Raw genomic sequence first — 16,424 nt, 5'->3', positions numbered from 1 at the left:
TCGGGAGATTAGCCACCAAGTTGGTCGACGATCCACGGCGCCGAGAACATGATTGCGATGCCAATTATGACAGTGACCAAAGCCTCAGTGTTGACACGTCCTCGTAACCAACCAACACCAACCGCAATAAGGGCGATAATAGCAAGTGTGCGCAACAGACCATTACTTAGAAGATTCAACACAGACTGCCCGAAACTCTCTAAGTTCGTCTGCGCAAACGCTGGATCAGCTGAGAACAGCGACGTCAGCGCTACGATTCCGAACAGGGTCAGGAGACGTCCCACTTTGCGTTGCCACGCCGTCATTGCGTTAATGCGAGCCGTCACGCGCGAGCGAAGGCTGAGCGCGGGTGCGCCGATCGATCCTACGTTCATCGGTCTTCTCCTTCTGCGCGAGCCCGCGCGTATGCCGCCGTCGCGAACACGTCCCACGATGGCGGCGGTGGGGTTGGGGCGGCACGAGCCTGCCCCTCAGCGGACGTGTTCTCGGCAACCAGGTCCGCGAGCTGCGATGCCGCGCTCCCCGGTTCGCTGGCATCGGTCGCGAGCGCGCCGAGCTTCACCGCCACGGGCTGAATGCCGTCGGAGTAGCCGGCATTCCCGACCACCTTCCTGACATAGCCGTTGGCGAAGCCGCGCGACTGCGACCCGGTGTTATACATGGATAGCGCGATGCGAAGCGCGCGTTGGGGATGAAGCCCGGCGCTGACCCTGTGGTAGTTTCCGGCCAGCACAGCCCCGGCCGCAGCGAGGTTCGTGCAGGGGTCGAATACGTTGTCCCAGGTCAACCCAAGCTTTTTCATGTTGCGCGAGTTGATTTGGCCTAAGCCGAGATCGACCGAATAGCCTTGCGCCACATAGGCGCGCGCGACCGCGACCGCTTGCGCGACGCTCGTCGGCAACGCGACCTTTCGGCCGAGGCCGTTGACGTTGATCGCTAGTTCATTGCCCTGACTCTCGGTCTGGACGATGGCCGCGATCGTCGCCGGCGCAACGCCTGGAGAGCATTGTGCGGCGAGGCCCACGATGACGGCGGGCGGGATGGTCATCGCCATCCCCAGCATCGATCGCGGGGGGGCGACGCTACCGACGCCGATGCCCCATACGAGGCAAGGCAGCGATTTCGCATATTATCACCTCTTGCGAGATGATTAATAAAGGGGCTCAACCTGTGATCATAGGCAGCAAGATGGAGCTATATCGCTCCAATACCGAGGCGTTGCGATGGTCAGAAGTGGTCGGCGCTGACCATTCCTTTGTAAGGATGGACTGCGATCATCGCATCATAGCCATAGGCGGTGATGACATGTCGGACTGCGGACCGGAGCCGCTTATACACACGGACCTTCTTCTTATCGTACAGACCGACGTGAAATAGCGTGGCCCCTCGCCAGCTCAAGCGAACATTGATGTGCCAGCATCCATCATGGCGCTGGCAGATATGCACGTCTGTTAGCGTTCCATTCATCGGGCGCAAGGTTGTCAGCTCCCGCTCTAGGATCAGACCCAGCTCCATTCGGTTCCTCGACAAAGTGATTTTGGCTGATTTCGCTGGCGGTGCTTCGATGAAGGAGTGTCAGTCTTGGCGCGGTGTGTCCAGCGCGGCTCGCGCACCATCAGCCAGTGACCGGGTCGCGAGCCTTCGACATGAGATTGAGCCATGTCGGCTCCTATTGTCTGTAGGAATGGAACCGTTTCTTTCCGAACCTATAGTAATCCATGTTGGCGGTCAGAAGGAGACGTACACGATGGGGCAGGAAGGATCGGTCGATCGGTTCAGCAAATTGACCGACCGACAATGTGAATGCCTCCGACACGTCTTCGAGCATCGCAAATCCCACGAGATCGCTCACCTGCTCGGCACCAGCTCCCGCGTCGTCGACAAGCAGTTGATGTTGGCGAAAAACATCATCGGTGCTGCCAGCCGGTTCGAGGCGGCGCGTCTGTTCGCGCAGCACGAGGCAGGGGTAGAATCTTCCTCCCCTGCAAACATTCCCCCTCCCCGACCCGCGATTTGGCCGCTTCCCATGCCAGTGCCGACCGATGAGGCACCGGCGAACACACTGAGCTGGCAACAGGTACTAGCATGGGGCGCGATCATCGCGATCGTCACCCCGATTGGCTTGACTGTTGGGGCGATGGTGATCGTCGCGCTGACCCTCATGCTCGGCATGAAGCCAACGTGATCGACGCGAATGCGTCGACTGGAGATTGCCAAATGCCCAACCTCGCCGAGACAAGCCGTGTTATTGCCGACGAGCTGCGTCGCGCCGAATACTCGATTAGCATCGCCACGCGCGATACGGCCCAATTCCTCGTTTCGACGCTGGATGCTGGGGTAGCGCATGGCCTGTCGGCTGCGATGACGCACGGCACGGTCAAGGCTACCGTTGGGGCGCTGGCCGCACTTACTGAGAGCCAGGGCCAGATGGCAATGCGCGCACCTCTCTGCCGAGAAGGTTGGCCGCGACCTGGGCTTGGACGAGAAATGCTGGGGCGAAGGGCTACCCAAGCCGAGCAGCCATACCGAGCAGCCGACCGGGTTTGTGGCTGCTTAAGCGGATGAGCTGCGGAAGATAAGCGGATGCAGATCACAACGGCGATCACAATCTTTTCGTTCTGGGCTGCGATGCTTGGGATCTGTGGCTACGCTTTCGCGTGCGGTGGAAGACCCGAACGCTTAGGTGCGGCGATCAGCTTAGCGGCGTGGCTCGTCACGATGATGATGCGAGTGGCGTTTGCATCCGCGTGGCTTCCCGCAGCCCTGTCCATTCTCATGATCGATATCGCGGTAGCAGTCGGCTTCTTCTGGTTGGCGGTCACGACCACCCGGTTCTGGCCGATCTGGGCGTGCGGCTTCGCTCTTTCCAATCTGCTGATGAGCGTCGCCGGCGCCCTGCTGCCGCGTATCGAACTTTTCGCCTATCACACCGGGCTCGGTGCCTACGCCTATCTCGCCCTCGGCGCGCTCGCGCTGGGAACGTACAGGCTGCCACACGATGCCGACCCGGTGGTCAAACATGGGGCCAGGGTGCAATGGCAGGAGACGCAGAACAATCGGAATTGATCGACGTCATGGTCCGCCTGCCTCGTGCGACGATCGCGGAGTCCCTCCGTGCGAGCCCGGAGGCCGAAGTGGTATCGCTTGCCCCCTCCTATCTAGCGCTCGCCCGCGCGATCCTTACCAGTCGGCACCAGCGCCGGGAACACTTCGGCGGCATCAGGTTCGGGGAGCCGCGCTGGGACATGATCCTCGAACTCTACGTGGCGACCGAAGGAGGGCAGACCATCAATGTCACGGGATTGTGCGCAGCAAGCGGCAAATCCGTTACCACCGCCTTGCGGCATCTCGAGGATCTGGAGGCTCGCGGCTATTTCATCCGCAAAGCCGATCAGACCGACGCGCGTTCGACGCTCGTGGTCATGCAGCCATCGCTCCGCACGGCCGTCGAAGCATGGCTCGACCATCTGGTAGAGCTGATGGGAGGATTGAGCCGGTGAGCCGAGGACTCGGGACGATCGAAGAGCAGGCCGAGCGTATTGTCCGGCAGCTCGGCGGCAGATGGCAGGGCAAGTCGGCCATGTGCCAATGCCCGGCCCATGCCGATGGCACCGCCAGCCTGTCGATCCGAGTGGGGGAACGCGCGGTCCTCTTCCATTGCTTTGCCGGCTGCACGGCCGAGGCGATCATGGCCGCGCTTCGTTCCGGCAAGATCCTCGCGCCGGTCGGCCATGACCCGGGCCAGCGGCAGGACGGTGGGGGCGACCTCAACAAGGTCGCACTGGCGGTGTGGCGGCACGCCGAACCTTTTCCGGGCACGCTCGCCGATCGCTACTTGCGCTCGCGCGCGATCGTGCCGGAGAGCGTGGTCGCGCGCTACGATCCTCGCTGCCAATGCGGCTCCGGAGCGGCGAAGGCGTATGCCCCGGCGCTGATCGTGCCGATCGAGGATGACACCGGTGTGATCGCCATCCATCGCACTTGGTTGAGCCCCGACGGCCGGGGCAAGGCTGACATGCCAGAGCCCAAACGGATGCTCGGCAATCCCGGCACCGGAGCGGTGCGATGGGGCGGCATCCCCGTCGATGGCATCTTGCGTCTCGCCGAAGGCGTGGAGGACGCGGCGAGCGTCATGAACATGCTCGGTGCCGGGCATTCGGTATGGCCCGTCCTCGGCATCGAGCGGTATCAGGCCGTCACGGTTCCTGAGAGCGTCCATACCGTCGTCATCTACAGCCAGCATGGAAGCGAGGCGGCTCGGGCTATCGACCGCGCCGCCTCGCACCTGACGGCCAATGGCCGCCAGCTCGTCGTCAAGCCGCCGCCCCATGCGGGAGACTGGAACGACCTCTTGCGCGAGATACGTGCGATATGAGGTTGATCGCGAAAGGTCCGCGCGGTCAGAAATGGATGATGGGCGTGACATTCGTCATCGTCGCGATCTATTCAATCTCGCACAACAAAGAGCAGTTCGCCGAGGCAGTGAAAACGCGGCTCGATTCTCCGAATCCGAGAGTTATCGATGGCGACACGGTGGACTTTCCCAACGGCCGAGTACGTATCGTGGGTATCGATGCGCCGGACGACGACCGGCCAGAGCTAAAGGCTATCGCTACGGATGCCTTGCAGCGCTTGTCTGCGCGCGACGGTGGGCTGATTTGTTCAATCTCGATGTTCGACTATGGGTTGAGGCGAGAGAAACAGTGTCGGACCGATCCGTGGAGCTATGGTCGCTTGAATCTCGCCTGTCGGTTTCCCGCAAATAAGGCGAGTGTCGGCGCAACGATGGTCGCACAAGGCTATGCCGTGGACTATCGGTTGTTCTCGGGCGGTGCGTATGTCGACTTGATGCAGAAGGCCGCAGCGCAGCGCGTGGGCCTGTGGGGGATCGACTACGAAGGGATGCGTCAGCTTGCGATACAGCGCGCGACGGTTCCGTCAGGGTGCGAGGTCGGGACGATCAACAAATAGGCCGGGCCTGCCTTTGGCCCGCGCTCTACGCCACACCGTGCCGACGCGTCCCAGAACTCCTAGAGGTTTCCGCCCTCGGGTAACGATCGCTAGGCTGATGCGGACCGCTTTCACAGGCGCAGTATGATGGTCGAAGGGAGAGGATTGATGCAATTCGACAAGGCCACCATCCATAATCTCGCGGCCGAGATGTTCTGGCGCATGGCGGAGGATATTGGCGTCGCCAAGGCCAACGAACGTGTCTTGGCAACCGAAGGACGTTGCCTTCTCGAGCATCCCGTCGACAACGATTTGTGGCGGGAATACCCGCTAACCTTGCTGCCCGATGACGAAGCTCGTCGTGTCCTTAGAGCGGTGTCGCTCGAAGCATTTGAGTTTGCCCGCGACGAGCAGAACATGATCGGTCCGGTGTTTCTCGAAGATCGGCAGACCGGCCGCTCCCCGAGCGCCGTGGCCATCGACACGCAGCCGCTCGCCAAGGCGCCCTCGTTCACGAGCAACGAGCCGATCGAGCGAACCGGAAGACTTTGCCTCCGTCATCCCCTCCCCGCCGTCGTGTTCGCTGATCGTCAGCCGCGAAGCGGCATCATTCAGGTTGACGATACCGCAACTGCGCTCAGCTTCGACTTGCCCATGTTCCTGGCGCTGACAGGTTGCCAGCCCGCCCCCGACGACACGGTGATCCTGACCGGCTACTTCCACATTCCCGCGCCTGACGTCGCGACCGGCGACCTCTGGAACCACGTCATCCAGAACTCGACCCGGGCAGTGTCCGGAGTCACCATCTTCCGCCCAGAAGGCCAGATTGCCATTGATTTCGACTGGGATGCGCCCGCTAAGCGACGATCATGGTTTCGCCGACCCTGACGCCCGAGATGCCGATCCCGGGAGGTGTGCCACGTGGCACACCTTCCACCGCCCCCTACATCGCACATACTATTCGTGCTGGAGCCTGTCATGCTGATCGAACCCTTCGTCCTGATCGTCGCTGACCACGACAATCACACCTTCTCGGTTGAAGGCCCGATGATGGACGACGACCCTTGGTCGAAGCCCGTCGTCGACGCGCAGGAGGGCGGCAAACGACACATCAACTGTTTCGTGCCGGGTGAGCCGGCCAGGAACAACGCCGAGATCGCCGCGCGCGAATACAAGCGGGAATATGGCTACACTCAGGTTCCCGCTGGCTCAATCGTGAGCCGCAAGCTCTGGTGAGTGGGCCGCAGTGCCCGCAGTGATCGGAGAAGCGCGCGTCGCCCTTCTTCCGCTCGTGATCTGCTCGCCATCGGCTATGTTGATGGGATGAAGTGGAAACCGCGCAACCTACGTGAGCTGGGTCAGATGGTGGTGGGCGATGTGCCGCACTTCCACCGGCGGTCGAGTAAATACATCACTGAATTCTTCGAGGATTGCGACCTCGAGTTCGTCCATCGCGGCGAAACGCGCGCGGCCTGGGCGGCAGAGCGGGTCGAAGAGATCCTCGCCATGCCGCACGCGTCCTCGACCGCCATGCCCGATGCCTTTGTCCGGTTGGTCCGACGGTTGCTGGATCGCGCCGAAAGCGTCGACAACGACGACGCGCAGCGTAATCTGGCGCTTGCTGCCCTCAATACCACCCTTGCCCGTGAAGGCTGGGAAGCGTTCTACGACGATCACGGCAACGCCCAGATCAAGCACATCGCGACCAATACCGTTGCGCAGATGGCGAACCCGCACCGTCCTTTCACGCCGTCAGAGCTGGAGCGGCGCGACCAGCTCCTCGCCTTTCTCGGCCGCTGTTCGGAAGACGAGCTGATCGATGAGGTGTTGCTTCCCCTATTCCGCCAGCTTGGCTTTCACCGGATCACTGCAGCCGGACACAAGGACAAGGCGCTGGAATACGGCAAAGACGTCTGGATGAAATACACCCTGCCGACCCTGCACGTCCTCTACTTCGGCATCCAGGCCAAGAAGGGGAAGCTCGACGCCGCGGGTGTCAGCACCAGCAACGTCGCCGAGATCCACAACCAGGTGTCGATGATGCTCGGCCACGAGATTTTCGACCCCGAGCTGAGCCGCCGCGTGCTGGTGGATCACACCTTCATCGTTGCCGGAGGCGAGATCACGAAGCAGGCCCGCAACTGGATCGGCAACAAGCTCGACGCCAGCAAGCGGTCCCAGGTCATGTTCATGGACCGGGATGACATCCTCAACCTGTTCGTCGTTAACAATCTCCCGCTTCCCAAAGGCGCCCTCCCCGCCCCGCAACCCACGTGGGACACGGACGATGATGTGCCGTTCTAGGCATCGCTATTCGGAGCTTCGGAAGGGTGCGCTACGTGGCACATCTCGACCCGCGACAGATAAACCAAGGGCCGCCCTTTTGAGGCGGCCCTGGCCGTTTAGTTCCCTCTCGGGAAACGGACACTCCCACAGGGGGAGGCCGCGAGTGCTCCCCATGTAGAAACCGATCAGTTAGGATTCAACTAAAATCTGACAGGGGGCGGGCGGCCCTTAAGCCGCGGGGGGCGGAGCCTCTCCCTGCGTTACCGGTGCCGAGGGCACCGGTAGCCATTTCAGCACCAGGCGCAGCATGTCATCGAACTCGGGCACGGGCATCCGCGCGATGCCGCCCTTGTCCGGGAGGAGTCGGCTAACCGCAACCGTCGTGAGCTTGTCGCAGATCGCGAACGCTGCCCGACCGTCGATCGTTGTCTGCAACGGGAAAGCCCACTTGTTGCCCGGCTGCGCCTGCGTCGAGCAGGGGACGACCGTGACGGCGCCGTGCAGCGTGTTCTTGAACGAAACGATCACCACAGGCCGCCGCTTCCAGAACTCCGGAAGCTGCGCGTCCTGCGGGAAGTCGCACCAATAGAGCTGCCGGATGCTCGGTGCCGACGTCACCCGCGGGGGCACATAGGGCGGCGGCTGCTGGACATGCGCGTTCACGCGTCATCATCCTTGACCAGGCGCAGCTTGGGAGCCCCTTTTCGGTTCTGGCGGATCTTCTTGATCTCGGACTTCTCCTTGATTTCCGCGAGCTTCTCATCCGCAAAGGGTTTGGCCGCCTCGATCAGTCCGTCGAGATGGTAGATGTTCGTCCGGCTCCCCTGGTCGGTCCGGCGCTCTTCGCGCCGGATGTATCCGGCAGCCTCCAGACTCGCGATGTGCTTCTGGATCGTACGCGGGTGGACGTTCATGGCTTGCGCCATGGTGCTTTTGGACGGGTAAGGTTTCCCTTCCGCCGTCCACCATTTGCTCGCCAGATACAGCACGATGTTGAGATCGAGCGGTTCGAGACCAAGCTGACGCTGGTTCTCGATGATGACGCTCGGCAGCGCCGTCCAACCCGCATCCATCAGCGGCTTGGTCCACTTCTTCTCGTTCGTTCGCAGATCGGAGCTGCTGTCAGTTTGCTTCTTGGCCGCCATGGGGCTATTCCTTTCTCCCGGCGGATATGCCCCTCGCGCGTAGGGGGTTCAAGTTTGAGGGGGAGCCCCCAGCGCCGCCCCCGTGAGGCGCCAAGGGCGCCCGGGGGGGCGCCTCTCAGGGCTCCGGCCGGGAGCCGCAGCGGCCCTGCAAAGTATAGCCAGTGCCCATGTAGACGTCACTCAGGGCATACCCATGGCGTATCAACCGAGTAACCGCAGGGGGGAGCCGCAACGACCTCCCCCTCGGCCGTGAATTTCACGCGAAGGCTTCGTCGGCGAGGTTGCCGTCCCGACTCTCCACGATCAGTGCCACCGTGTCTTCCCGGTCCCTCGGGTTGAACACACGGCCGACGACCGTCCAGATCGACCGATTTTGCGGATCGTTCCGATCCTGACCCGCGATCACGCCGGGATCGAGGATCGTGTCGCCGATCGCGGGCACCTGGCCGGCAAACTGCTCCACCCCATACTCGACGCCCCCGTCAAAGACCTTGCCGGTTGGGTCGCGGTGCAGGATCCGAATGCTGGTCACGCGCTGTCGCTCCGTCACGGCGTTGTGCCGATCATCCATCAACAGATCGCGCAAAGCACGCCCGCTGCCAAGACTATGCCATGCGGCAAAGGACGGGCCGTTGGCCCGGCACAGGCTCGCCGGCGCCGCAGCCCTCCCCCGGAGGCCCGCCGGCGCGGGGAACACCAAGGGCGGCTGCCCTTTCGTTCCCGAACGACAATCAGGCCCCCCGTGTAATCCGCCAAGCGCGGCACCCGAAGCCCTTCGGGGCGTCGGCCGCGCTAGGGCGGCTCGCCCGCGCCAGGGACCAGATTCTCGCCCTCCCTCCCCATCCCGTTCCTCGCCGGAAAGGCAGAGCCGGTTGCTGTTGCGACCGGCTTTCAGCCTCGAGGGAAAGGAAGAGACCATGGCACGGATCACCGACAACCGAGCTGACATCTACCAAGAGATCACCGACCAGATGATCGCCATGATCGAGGCGGGCACCCGGCCTTGGTCGAAATCGTGGAACGGCAGCACCGCCCCCAACATCCCGCTGCGCTCGACCGGCGTTCCCTATCGCGGCATCAACGTCCTGACCCTTTGGGTAGCGGCCATGACAAAGGGCTATGCCTCGCCGCATTGGCTGACCTTCAAGCAGGCGCTCGCGCTCGGCGGGTGCGTCCGCAAGGGCGAGAAGGGCTCAACCGTCGTTTATGCCAACACGATCGAGGTGGACGCCGACAGGGGCGGAGAAGCCAGCGACGATGGCAAGCGGCAGGTAGCATTCCTCAAGCGCTACACCGTCTTCAATGCCGAGCAGATCGACGGCATCGAGGCGAAGTATCCGGCCCCCGCGCCGATCCTCACCGCGACCAATCCCCACGAACGCGACGCGGAGTTGGACACCCTCTTTGCCCGCGTTCCCGTCACCGTCCGGCACCACGGATCGCAGCCTTATTATCAGCCGAGCGGCGATCACGTCGTCATGCCCGAGTTCGCCGACTTCCACACCGGGGACGACTATTATTCGACGCTTGCCCATGAGCTTTGCCACGCAACCGGCCACGTGGACCGGCTCGCCCGCCCCACCCTCATTTCCACGAAGCGGGAGGATTACGCCCGCGAGGAACTGGTGGCCGAGCTGGGTGCGGCATTCGTCAGCGGCGCGATCGGCATCAAGCTCCACGACCGGGAAGATCACGCGGCCTATCTGGCGAGCTGGCTGCAGGCGCTCCGCAACGACAAACGGTGCATCTTCACCGCCGCGACGCAAGCGCAGGCCGCCGCGGACTGGCTGCTCAGCCGGATGAGCAACGCGGCGATGTCGGTCGCAGCGTGATGGATACGCGGCCCCGATCTTTCGTGAAACGGGCCGCGTTCCTGTTCTCCCGACCGTCCCGGGCGTGCGCGAAATCGACACTTGTAAATCAATCATCGAACCGCGCCGACCGGATGCTTTCGGTCGGTAGAGCGACGCCCAATTCGCGGGTCTCGCGCGGTTCTGTGCGCCCAATCACGGGCATAGAAGGACGAAGCATATGTCGATCAAAGGTACACTCGATCCGATCCACATTGGTGGCGGGACCCGCTCGTTGATGCGGGACAGCGGGCGGCATGTCGACAAGGGCTGGTGGGGCGTCGACGACAACAACACCCCGCATATCGGCCCCTATGGCAGCCGCGAAGCCTGCCAAGCCGCGTGCGATGCCATCAACGATGGTGACGCCGACTAGGGAACGGTCTGGAGCGACCCCGAGGGTCGCTCCAGGCTCCTATGCGCGCGCGCCGGCTTCGCTTCGCGGCACCGGCGCGCGCCCTTTCTTGTCGTCTCGCGACGCGCAGCACAGGGTGAGCGAGCCTTACCGGCCCTTCCTGATCCGAGCGAAGGCGGTCAGCCCGGCAGCCTTGTACGCCTCGAACATATCGGCTTGCTCGCCCAGCGGCGTCACTGAGGCATGGGTAATTTCGCCGAGCATGTCGCAAATCCGAATGGCGGCCCGAACTGTGGTGGAAAGCCATGTGCAGAACCGCTCCATATCGGGCGGGTACACGAGATCCGTTTCGGATGAGAACATGCCGTGGTGGCCATCCTGCGCGACATAGGTGTTGATCGCTGTCTCGAGCACAAACACGTTGAGCATCACGGTGCCGTTCAGCTCGCGAATATCGGGGAGCATCCGCAGCTCGGGCCGCCACTCATAGGCTTTGGCGATCAGCGCCTCGTTGAGATGACCCCCGAAGACATTGCGGAGGTATTTCGCAAACTGAAGGTCGGCGTCGATCGCTTTCATCTGGTCGGCGAGTTCTGGTGCGTCCCGGTATATGAAGCGCATCAGTCCTTCCAAATCGGCAAGGTTCCCGAGCGCCATCAGGGCCGTTTTGATGAACGGAACCCACGTGCCCGCAGGACCGAGCTGACCTGACAGTTCACCATCTGCCGAACTCAAATCGCCGTGGATGATCCGCGATGTAAAATAGATCCTCTCGATCGGGGTCATTCGTTCTCGCCTGGTCAGTTCCCACCCGTCCAAGGGCAGCGCGCTGTTTTGCTGAGCAACCTGCCCAGTGCAAAGCGCTTTTCGGGGCAACGATCCCGGTCGGGCGCGACCCTGCCGGGCACGGCTCTATCGGCGCGTTGCGCCGACCGAGCCACCGTGCCGGCGTCTCGGCCCTGAGCGGGTGACGATCCTCGCGTAAGGTGTACCACGTGGCACACCTATGGCCGCGCCCAGCGGCGCGGACGTCGCTGGCAGGGCACCGCGGCCCTCCCCCGGAGGCCCGCTGGCGCGGGGAACACCAAGGGCTGCTGCCCTTTCGTTCCCGAAGCAAAATCGACAGCCCCGTGTGGTCCGCCGAGCGCGGCACCCGGCGCCCTTGTGGGGCGCCGGCCGCGCTAGGGCGGCCTGCCCGCGCCAGGCCATCGATTTCGCTCCTCCCTCCCCATCCCGCTCCTCGCCGGAGAGGCAGACCCGGTTGCAGCGGCAACCGGCTGCGCCTCGAAAGAAGGAGAAAGGACAATGGCTTACACCCGATACACCGGCGATCCCTATTGGAAGCGCGCGAAGTCCCCCGGCACCAGCGCCGACGGCACCCCGTACCGCAAGGGCGAGCGCGTGTTCTTCTATCCGCGCACCGGCGTCACCTACGCAGGCGGCAGCGCGAAGCGCGCCTCGGCCGAGTTCGACGAACTCGCGAGCCTCGAAGGCTGACCCCCTCCCAGTCAAATCCATCCAGATCACGGAGCATCATCATGGCTATCATCCATCCCAAGCTCGCCCAGCTTCGCCTTTCCCCGCTCAACCAGCGCCGCGTGAAGCCGTCCGCCGTCGAGGCGATGGCCGACGACATCGAAGCGCACGGGCTGTTGCAGAACCTTGTCGCCTATGAGGACGAGGGGCTGTTGTGGGTTTTTGCCGGAGGGCGGCGTTACCGCGCGCTCAAAATCTTGGTGAAGCGCAAGCGGATCAAAAGCAGCGACACCTTCCCGGTTGAGTTGCGGACCAAGGAAGAAGCCATCGAACTGTCGCTCGCCGAGAATTTCCAGCGCGAGGACATGCACCCTGCCGACAGCATCCGCGCCTTCGCCGCGCTCCGCGACACGGGCATGGACGCCGAGGAGATTGCGGCCCGGTTCGGTCAGGCGGTCAGCTTCGTCTACAAGATGCTCCGCCTGTCTGCGCTTGCCCCGGCGCTGATCGACCTGATCGCCAAGGATCAGTTGAGCCTTGAGGCCGCACGTGCGCTCACCCTCACCGACGATCACAGCCAGCAGATGAAGGTCTGGAAGGCCGCGAACGGCCACGCGCACACTATCCGCCGGATGCTCACCACCGAGAAGGTGGACACCACCAGCGGCCCGTTCCTGTTCGTCGGGCGGGAGGCTTACGAGGCCAAAGGCGGTACGATCACGGTCGACCTGTTCAGCCAAGGGGCCGAAGGCTTTGCGGACGATCCCGAGCTTGTGCGAGAACTGGCAGAAGAGAAGCTGGACGCACTCGCGGACGAGTATCGCGCTATCGGGTGGCACGAAGTCCGTGCGGCGCTCGAACGCCCTTACGACCTCTATATGAAGGGCAGCATGTACCCGGCGACGCGCGAGCCGACCCACGACGAGGCGACGAGGCTTACCGCGATCGACGCCGAGATCGAGGCCATCGCAGAGGCCGAGGGCGAGGACAGCGAGCGGATCGACCCGCTATCGGACGAGCGCGACGCGATCACCGAAGGCTTGCGCGCCTTTAATCGCGAGCAGGTTGCGGTGGGCGGCGTGGCCCTTTGGGTGTCGCATGACGGATCACTGGGCAAGAGCTTCTACCGCGCCAAGGCCGAGCCGAAACCGAAGGCGAACCACGACGGTCCCGTCCCGCTTTACAGCAACAGCCTGTTCGCCGACCTCACGCGCATTAAGACACGGGTCGTGCAGGAGGCGGTCGCGGCCGACCCGGCGCTGGCACTCGACATCGTGCTCGACAGCCTCGCGGGCCAGTTGCTCCACGGCGCGCACAGCCACCAGATGGCGATCGAGGTTCAGGCCAAGGCCGTCGCGACCGACGTGGCGCAAGAGTTGATGGCGACGAGCGACGTTCTTGCCGTGGAGGACATGATGGCGACCCGTTTCGCCGCCATTCCCGCCGAAGGCCGGTTCGAGGCGATCCGTGCCATGGGCAGCGACGACAAGATGGCGTTGCTGGCCGGGCTTGTCGCGATGACGGTGGACGGCACGGTGTTCGCGGGCGGCTCCCCCGGCCAGCGCCACCACCAATTCGAGCAGATCGTGCGCGCGAGCGGCGTGAACATCGCGTCGCGCTGGACCGCCCCCATCGGCCTGTTCGACAAGATGCGCCGTGCTGCGATGATCGACCTGTTGCGCGAGGAAGTGGGCGCGTCGAGTGCCGAGAATTGCGCCACCATCAAGAAGAAGGCGGACCTTGCCGTGAACGTGTCCGAGCGGTTGCCCGCCCATTGGCTTCCCGCCCCGCTGCGGATCGGTGCCTTTGACCGAGCGGAGCGCGAGCCGGAGGAATGCGACGCCGACATGGACGAGAACGGCAGCGAGCAGGAGGGCATGATCGACGAGGAAACGGCCTGAACAGCAAAGCTGGGGGTCCGGTGATAATCGGACCCCCTTTCCTCTCCTGACGAGCGCAAGGCGGCCCGTCGCCCCGGCGCGCCAGCCCTGGCGGGCTGGCGCGCCGGCTGCCCTTTCAGGTCCGCGTCGCGCCGCCCGACACGAGGTCGGGCGGCGCCGTGGCGACTTCCTTGCCGATCGGGTGGTGCGGCTCACCGCCAGCGGCCTTGTGGCGCGGTCGCGATGCTCGACAGGTCCGTCGTCGTGTCGACCGGCACGCCGGCCTGTTTGCGCTCCGAGTAGCGTTCTACGAGCTGCGTCGCGTGTGGCCGTAGCAGGACCGTGAAGCGGACCAGCTCCTCCATCACGTCGACGATGCGGTCATAATAGCTCGACGGCTTCATGCGTCCGGTCTCGTCGAACTCCTTGTAGGCCATCGCGACCGACGACTGGTTCGGGATCGTGAACATCCGCATCCAGCGGCCGAGCAGCCGCAGCGTGTTGACGGCGTTGAACGACTGCGATCCGCCAGACACCTGCATCACCGCGAGCGTACGGCCCTGGGTCGGGCGCATGCCCTTCATCTCGAGCGGCAGGTGATCGATCTGCGCTTTCATGATGCCGGTGATCTGGCCGTGACGTTCCGGGCTGCACCAGACTTGGCCCTCGGACCACAGCGCCAGTTCGCGCAGCTCATGGACGGCCGGGTGATCGTCTCCGGCCACTTGGTCGGGGAGCGGCAGTGTCGAGGGATCGAAGATCCGCGTTTCCGCGCCGAATAACTGCAGCAGGCGTGCCGCTTCCTCCGTGGCGAGCCGCGAGAAGGAGCGCTCACGCAAGCTGCCGTAGAGCAGGAGTATCCGAGGTGCCGGATCAAGCGGCCCGAGCCCTGTGGCGGGCCGCGCGCGGATATAGGCTGGATCGAGTGCCGGCAGGAGGTCGGGATCGGTGAGCGTACGAAGCGGCATCAAAGAGCTTTCACGAGAAAGGTGGCCGACGCCGGGCAGAGCGCGGTGAACTCGCGCGAGGCGGCAACCGCAGGCGGCGCCGCAGCGCGATCGGCCTCTGCATAGCCGTTCACCCGGAAAAATGGCGCCGCGGTGTCGGTCAGAAGGTGGAGCCGCTCGGCGCCGAGCCGGCGCGCCTCGCCCTCAAGCAGCGCCAGCATCGCACCGCCGATGCCGGCGCCCCGGCGATCGGCCAAGACCACCAGCGAGCGGAGCAGGCGGTCCGACCCTTCGCCCTCGATCCCGCCGAACCCGACCAACCCAGCGTCGTCGTCGAAGCGGACGAAGGCGCGGCCGGGTTCGGCGAGATCGGCGGTCGGCAGCTTGGCGGCTGCCAGCGCGCCGGCCAGATCATCCAGCTCGCCCGGCGCGAGACACGTGACGCGGAGGCCGGTCATGCGTGCGCCCCGCGCTCGTACCAGCCCCGGGATGCTTTCACGATCGAGACGACCGACAGCATCACGGGCACCTCGACCAGCACGCCGACGACCGTGGCCAGCGCCGCGCCCGACTTGAGCCCGAACAGCGAGATCGCGGCCGCCACGGCCAATTCGAAGAAGTTGGATGCGCCGATCAGCGCCGCAGGCGCCGCCACGCACCAGGCAACGCCGAAGCGGCGCGAGAGCCAGTAGGCTAGACCTGCATTGAAATAGACTTGGATGAGGATCGGCACCGCAAGCAGTGCGATCACCAACGGCTGCGCCACGATCGCCTCACCCTGGAAGCCGAACAGCAGGACGAGCGTCGCCAGCAGCGAGACGAGCGACACCGGCCCCAAGCGACCGAGCAGCCGGTCGAGCGCGGCTTGTCCGCCGTTCGTCAGCACGACACGGCGCACGAGCTGGGCGGCGATGACTGGCACGACGATGTAGAGCATCACCGAGATCAGCAGCGTGTCCCACGGCACCGTCACCGAAGCGACGCCGAGCAGCAGCCCGACGAGCGGCGCGAACAGGAACACCATGATGACGTCGTTCAGCGCGACCTGGGACAGCGTGTAGGTCGGCTCGCCCTCGCACAGGTTCGACCACACGAACACCATGGCCGTGCACGGTGCCGCAGCGAGCAGGATCAGGCCAGCGATGTAGGACGGCCCCTCCCCTGCGGGCAGAAGCGGCGCGAACAGCCAACCGATGAACAATGTGCCAAGCGCTGCCATCGAGAAGGGCTTCACCGCCCAGTTGATGAACAGTGTGACGCCCACCCCCTTCCAATGCTGGCGGACCGACCCGAGCGCGCCGAAGTCGATCTTGAGCAGCATCGGTACGATCATCAGCCAGATCAGCACCGCGACGATGAGGTTGACGCGCGCTACCTCGGCCGAGGCAACGCGCGCGAACAGGCCGGGCAAAAGGTGCCCCAAGCCGATGCCGGCAACGATGCAGAGCGCCACCCAGAGCGTCAGGTAGCGCTCGAAGGTGCCGATGCCGGCGCGCGCCGGCGCAGGTCCGGCGACAGGGGCGATCGTCGACATG

The 16,424-nt window shown here is 64.1% G+C and carries 22 protein-coding genes; 12 read left to right on the top strand and 10 right to left on the bottom strand.

All coding sequences use genetic code 11. The annotated features are described in order from the left end of the window. Window positions 1-8 precede the first annotated feature (8 nt). The 3 genes from GQR91_RS18005 to GQR91_RS17995 form a co-directional block, all read right to left on the bottom strand. Window positions 9-374 carry a TrbC/VirB2 family protein gene (locus tag GQR91_RS18005; protein WP_235904185.1) on the bottom strand — a complete coding sequence of 122 codons (366 nt, stop codon included), beginning with the start codon at window positions 372-374 and terminating at the stop codon, window positions 9-11. Next, window positions 371-1,054: a lytic transglycosylase domain-containing protein gene (locus tag GQR91_RS18000; RefSeq protein ID WP_249042670.1), complete on the bottom strand. Its 684-nt coding sequence runs from the start codon at window positions 1,052-1,054 to the stop codon at window positions 371-373. Before GQR91_RS18000 ends, GQR91_RS18005 begins: the two co-directional genes overlap by 4 nt. Before the next feature lie 173 nt (window positions 1,055-1,227). Continuing rightward, window positions 1,228-1,515 (bottom strand): hypothetical protein, encoded by a 288-nt coding sequence (locus GQR91_RS17995; protein WP_149683467.1) that lies wholly within the window; start codon window positions 1,513-1,515, stop codon window positions 1,228-1,230. A 232-nt stretch (window positions 1,516-1,747) separates the two neighbouring features. On the opposite strand from GQR91_RS17995, the gene GQR91_RS17990 reads away from it, so the two are divergent. The 8 genes from GQR91_RS17990 (at window position 1,748) to GQR91_RS17955 (ending at window position 7,254) form a co-directional block, all read left to right on the top strand. Then, a complete protein-coding gene (locus tag GQR91_RS17990) occupies window positions 1,748-2,185 on the top strand; it encodes a helix-turn-helix transcriptional regulator (RefSeq protein WP_149683466.1) in 438 nt (145 codons plus the stop codon). 398 nt (window positions 2,186-2,583) lie between these two features. Continuing rightward, window positions 2,584-3,066 (top strand): hypothetical protein, encoded by a 483-nt coding sequence (locus tag GQR91_RS17985; RefSeq protein WP_149683465.1) that lies wholly within the window; start codon window positions 2,584-2,586, stop codon window positions 3,064-3,066. Beyond that, the gene (locus GQR91_RS17980; RefSeq protein WP_149683464.1) at window positions 3,063-3,500 is read left to right on the top strand and encodes a MarR family transcriptional regulator; all 438 of its coding nucleotides are present in this window, start codon (window positions 3,063-3,065) and stop codon (window positions 3,498-3,500) included. Before GQR91_RS17985 ends, GQR91_RS17980 begins: the two co-directional genes overlap by 4 nt. Continuing rightward, entirely contained in the window at window positions 3,497-4,375 is an 879-nt protein-coding gene (locus GQR91_RS17975) for a DUF7146 domain-containing protein (protein ID WP_235904183.1), read from the top strand. The genes GQR91_RS17980 and GQR91_RS17975 overlap by 4 nt, the downstream gene beginning before the upstream one ends. Continuing rightward, window positions 4,372-4,971, top strand: coding sequence for a thermonuclease family protein (locus GQR91_RS17970; protein ID WP_235904177.1), 600 nt, complete (start codon window positions 4,372-4,374; stop codon window positions 4,969-4,971). The genes GQR91_RS17975 and GQR91_RS17970 overlap by 4 nt, the downstream gene beginning before the upstream one ends. A 147-nt stretch (window positions 4,972-5,118) precedes the next feature. After that, window positions 5,119-5,838, top strand: a complete 720-nt coding sequence (locus GQR91_RS17965; protein ID WP_149683463.1) for a hypothetical protein — start codon at window positions 5,119-5,121, stop codon at window positions 5,836-5,838. 90 nt (window positions 5,839-5,928) lie between these two features. Further along, complete coding sequence (locus tag GQR91_RS17960; protein ID WP_149683462.1) at window positions 5,929-6,186, top strand: hypothetical protein; 258 nt, start codon at window positions 5,929-5,931, stop codon at window positions 6,184-6,186. Next, on the top strand, window positions 6,187-7,254 hold the full coding sequence (locus GQR91_RS17955; RefSeq protein ID WP_211368835.1) for a hypothetical protein: 1,068 nt from the start codon (window positions 6,187-6,189) through the stop codon (window positions 7,252-7,254). 210 nt (window positions 7,255-7,464) lie between these two features. Here the strand turns inward: GQR91_RS17955 and GQR91_RS17950 are convergent, their stop codons facing one another. From GQR91_RS17950 to GQR91_RS17940, 3 genes are all read right to left on the bottom strand, one after another. Beyond that, window positions 7,465-7,899, bottom strand: a complete 435-nt coding sequence (locus tag GQR91_RS17950) for a type II toxin-antitoxin system PemK/MazF family toxin (protein ID WP_235904175.1) — start codon at window positions 7,897-7,899, stop codon at window positions 7,465-7,467. Continuing rightward, entirely contained in the window at window positions 7,896-8,381 is a 486-nt protein-coding gene (locus GQR91_RS17945) for a helix-turn-helix domain-containing protein (RefSeq protein WP_041043290.1), read from the bottom strand. The genes GQR91_RS17950 and GQR91_RS17945 overlap by 4 nt, the downstream gene beginning before the upstream one ends. 256 nt (window positions 8,382-8,637) lie before the next feature. Then, window positions 8,638-8,967 (bottom strand): hypothetical protein, encoded by a 330-nt coding sequence (locus GQR91_RS17940; protein WP_211368834.1) that lies wholly within the window; start codon window positions 8,965-8,967, stop codon window positions 8,638-8,640. A gap of 331 nt (window positions 8,968-9,298) precedes the next feature. On the opposite strand from GQR91_RS17940, the gene GQR91_RS17935 reads away from it, so the two are divergent. Together GQR91_RS17935 and GQR91_RS17930 are read left to right on the top strand one after the other, a co-directional pair. Next, window positions 9,299-10,213 carry an ArdC family protein gene (locus GQR91_RS17935; protein ID WP_085809874.1) on the top strand — a complete coding sequence of 305 codons (915 nt, stop codon included), beginning with the start codon at window positions 9,299-9,301 and terminating at the stop codon, window positions 10,211-10,213. A 199-nt stretch (window positions 10,214-10,412) separates the two neighbouring features. Continuing rightward, window positions 10,413-10,607 (top strand): hypothetical protein, encoded by a 195-nt coding sequence (locus GQR91_RS17930; protein ID WP_058733683.1) that lies wholly within the window; start codon window positions 10,413-10,415, stop codon window positions 10,605-10,607. Window positions 10,608-10,733: 126 nt separating this feature from the next. On the opposite strand, the gene GQR91_RS17925 is transcribed toward GQR91_RS17930, so the two are convergent. After that, window positions 10,734-11,372, bottom strand: a complete 639-nt coding sequence (locus GQR91_RS17925) for a hypothetical protein (protein WP_149683461.1) — start codon at window positions 11,370-11,372, stop codon at window positions 10,734-10,736. Between the two features lie 519 nt (window positions 11,373-11,891). Between GQR91_RS17925 and GQR91_RS17920 the strand changes: the two genes are divergently transcribed. Both GQR91_RS17920 and GQR91_RS17915 read left to right on the top strand, forming a co-directional pair. Then, window positions 11,892-12,083, top strand: a complete 192-nt coding sequence (locus GQR91_RS17920; protein ID WP_071838556.1) for a hypothetical protein — start codon at window positions 11,892-11,894, stop codon at window positions 12,081-12,083. Window positions 12,084-12,124: 41 nt separating this feature from the next. After that, complete coding sequence (locus GQR91_RS17915) at window positions 12,125-13,963, top strand: ParB/RepB/Spo0J family partition protein (RefSeq protein ID WP_149683460.1); 1,839 nt, start codon at window positions 12,125-12,127, stop codon at window positions 13,961-13,963. Window positions 13,964-14,154: 191 nt separating this feature from the next. Here the strand turns inward: GQR91_RS17915 and arsH are convergent, their stop codons facing one another. The 3 genes from arsH to arsB are packed head-to-tail and all read right to left on the bottom strand — an operon-like array spanning window position 14,155 to window position 16,423. After that, window positions 14,155-14,910 carry an arsenical resistance protein ArsH gene (gene arsH / locus GQR91_RS17910; protein WP_149683459.1) on the bottom strand — a complete coding sequence of 252 codons (756 nt, stop codon included), beginning with the start codon at window positions 14,908-14,910 and terminating at the stop codon, window positions 14,155-14,157. After that, complete coding sequence (gene arsN2, locus GQR91_RS17905; RefSeq protein WP_052490788.1) at window positions 14,910-15,347, bottom strand: arsenic resistance N-acetyltransferase ArsN2; 438 nt, start codon at window positions 15,345-15,347, stop codon at window positions 14,910-14,912. Before arsN2 ends, arsH begins: the two co-directional genes overlap by 1 nt. After that, window positions 15,344-16,423: an ACR3 family arsenite efflux transporter gene (gene arsB, locus GQR91_RS17900; RefSeq protein WP_058733679.1), complete on the bottom strand. Its 1,080-nt coding sequence runs from the start codon at window positions 16,421-16,423 to the stop codon at window positions 15,344-15,346. The genes arsN2 and arsB overlap by 4 nt, the downstream gene beginning before the upstream one ends. Between the last annotated feature and the right edge of the window lies 1 nt (window position 16,424).

This window comes from Sphingomonas carotinifaciens (genome assembly GCF_009789535.1).
In the GTDB taxonomy this organism is placed as follows: Bacteria; Pseudomonadota; Alphaproteobacteria; order Sphingomonadales; family Sphingomonadaceae; genus Sphingomonas; species Sphingomonas carotinifaciens.
This window is presented reverse-complemented; position numbering and strand designations above follow the sequence as displayed.

What these genes read in the sequence shown, in the direction of transcription:
- GQR91_RS17990 (WP_149683466.1), top strand. Translation starts at nt 1,748, where the DNA reads ATGGGGCAGGAAGGATCGGTCGATCGGTTCAGCAAATTGACCGACCGA.
- GQR91_RS17935 (WP_085809874.1), top strand. Translation starts at nt 9,299, where the DNA reads ATGGCACGGATCACCGACAACCGAGCTGACATCTACCAAGAGATCACC.
- GQR91_RS17930 (WP_058733683.1), top strand. Translation starts at nt 10,413, where the DNA reads ATGTCGATCAAAGGTACACTCGATCCGATCCACATTGGTGGCGGGACC.
- GQR91_RS17915 (WP_149683460.1), top strand. Translation starts at nt 12,125, where the DNA reads ATGGCTATCATCCATCCCAAGCTCGCCCAGCTTCGCCTTTCCCCGCTC.
- GQR91_RS18005 (WP_235904185.1), bottom strand. Translation starts at nt 374, where the DNA reads ATGAACGTAGGATCGATCGGCGCACCCGCGCTCAGCCTTCGCTCGCGC.
- arsN2 (WP_052490788.1), bottom strand. Translation starts at nt 15,347, where the DNA reads ATGACCGGCCTCCGCGTCACGTGTCTCGCGCCGGGCGAGCTGGATGAT.
- GQR91_RS17995 (WP_149683467.1), bottom strand. Translation starts at nt 1,515, where the DNA reads ATGGAGCTGGGTCTGATCCTAGAGCGGGAGCTGACAACCTTGCGCCCG.
- GQR91_RS17985 (WP_149683465.1), top strand. Translation starts at nt 2,584, where the DNA reads ATGCAGATCACAACGGCGATCACAATCTTTTCGTTCTGGGCTGCGATG.
- GQR91_RS17945 (WP_041043290.1), bottom strand. Translation starts at nt 8,381, where the DNA reads ATGGCGGCCAAGAAGCAAACTGACAGCAGCTCCGATCTGCGAACGAAC.
- GQR91_RS17925 (WP_149683461.1), bottom strand. Translation starts at nt 11,372, where the DNA reads ATGACCCCGATCGAGAGGATCTATTTTACATCGCGGATCATCCACGGC.
- GQR91_RS17970 (WP_235904177.1), top strand. Translation starts at nt 4,372, where the DNA reads ATGAGGTTGATCGCGAAAGGTCCGCGCGGTCAGAAATGGATGATGGGC.
- arsB (WP_058733679.1), bottom strand. Translation starts at nt 16,423, where the DNA reads ATGTCGACGATCGCCCCTGTCGCCGGACCTGCGCCGGCGCGCGCCGGC.
- arsH (WP_149683459.1), bottom strand. Translation starts at nt 14,910, where the DNA reads ATGCCGCTTCGTACGCTCACCGATCCCGACCTCCTGCCGGCACTCGAT.
- GQR91_RS18000 (WP_249042670.1), bottom strand. Translation starts at nt 1,054, where the DNA reads ATGGCGATGACCATCCCGCCCGCCGTCATCGTGGGCCTCGCCGCACAA.
- GQR91_RS17960 (WP_149683462.1), top strand. Translation starts at nt 5,929, where the DNA reads ATGCTGATCGAACCCTTCGTCCTGATCGTCGCTGACCACGACAATCAC.
- GQR91_RS17965 (WP_149683463.1), top strand. Translation starts at nt 5,119, where the DNA reads ATGCAATTCGACAAGGCCACCATCCATAATCTCGCGGCCGAGATGTTC.
- GQR91_RS17920 (WP_071838556.1), top strand. Translation starts at nt 11,892, where the DNA reads ATGGCTTACACCCGATACACCGGCGATCCCTATTGGAAGCGCGCGAAG.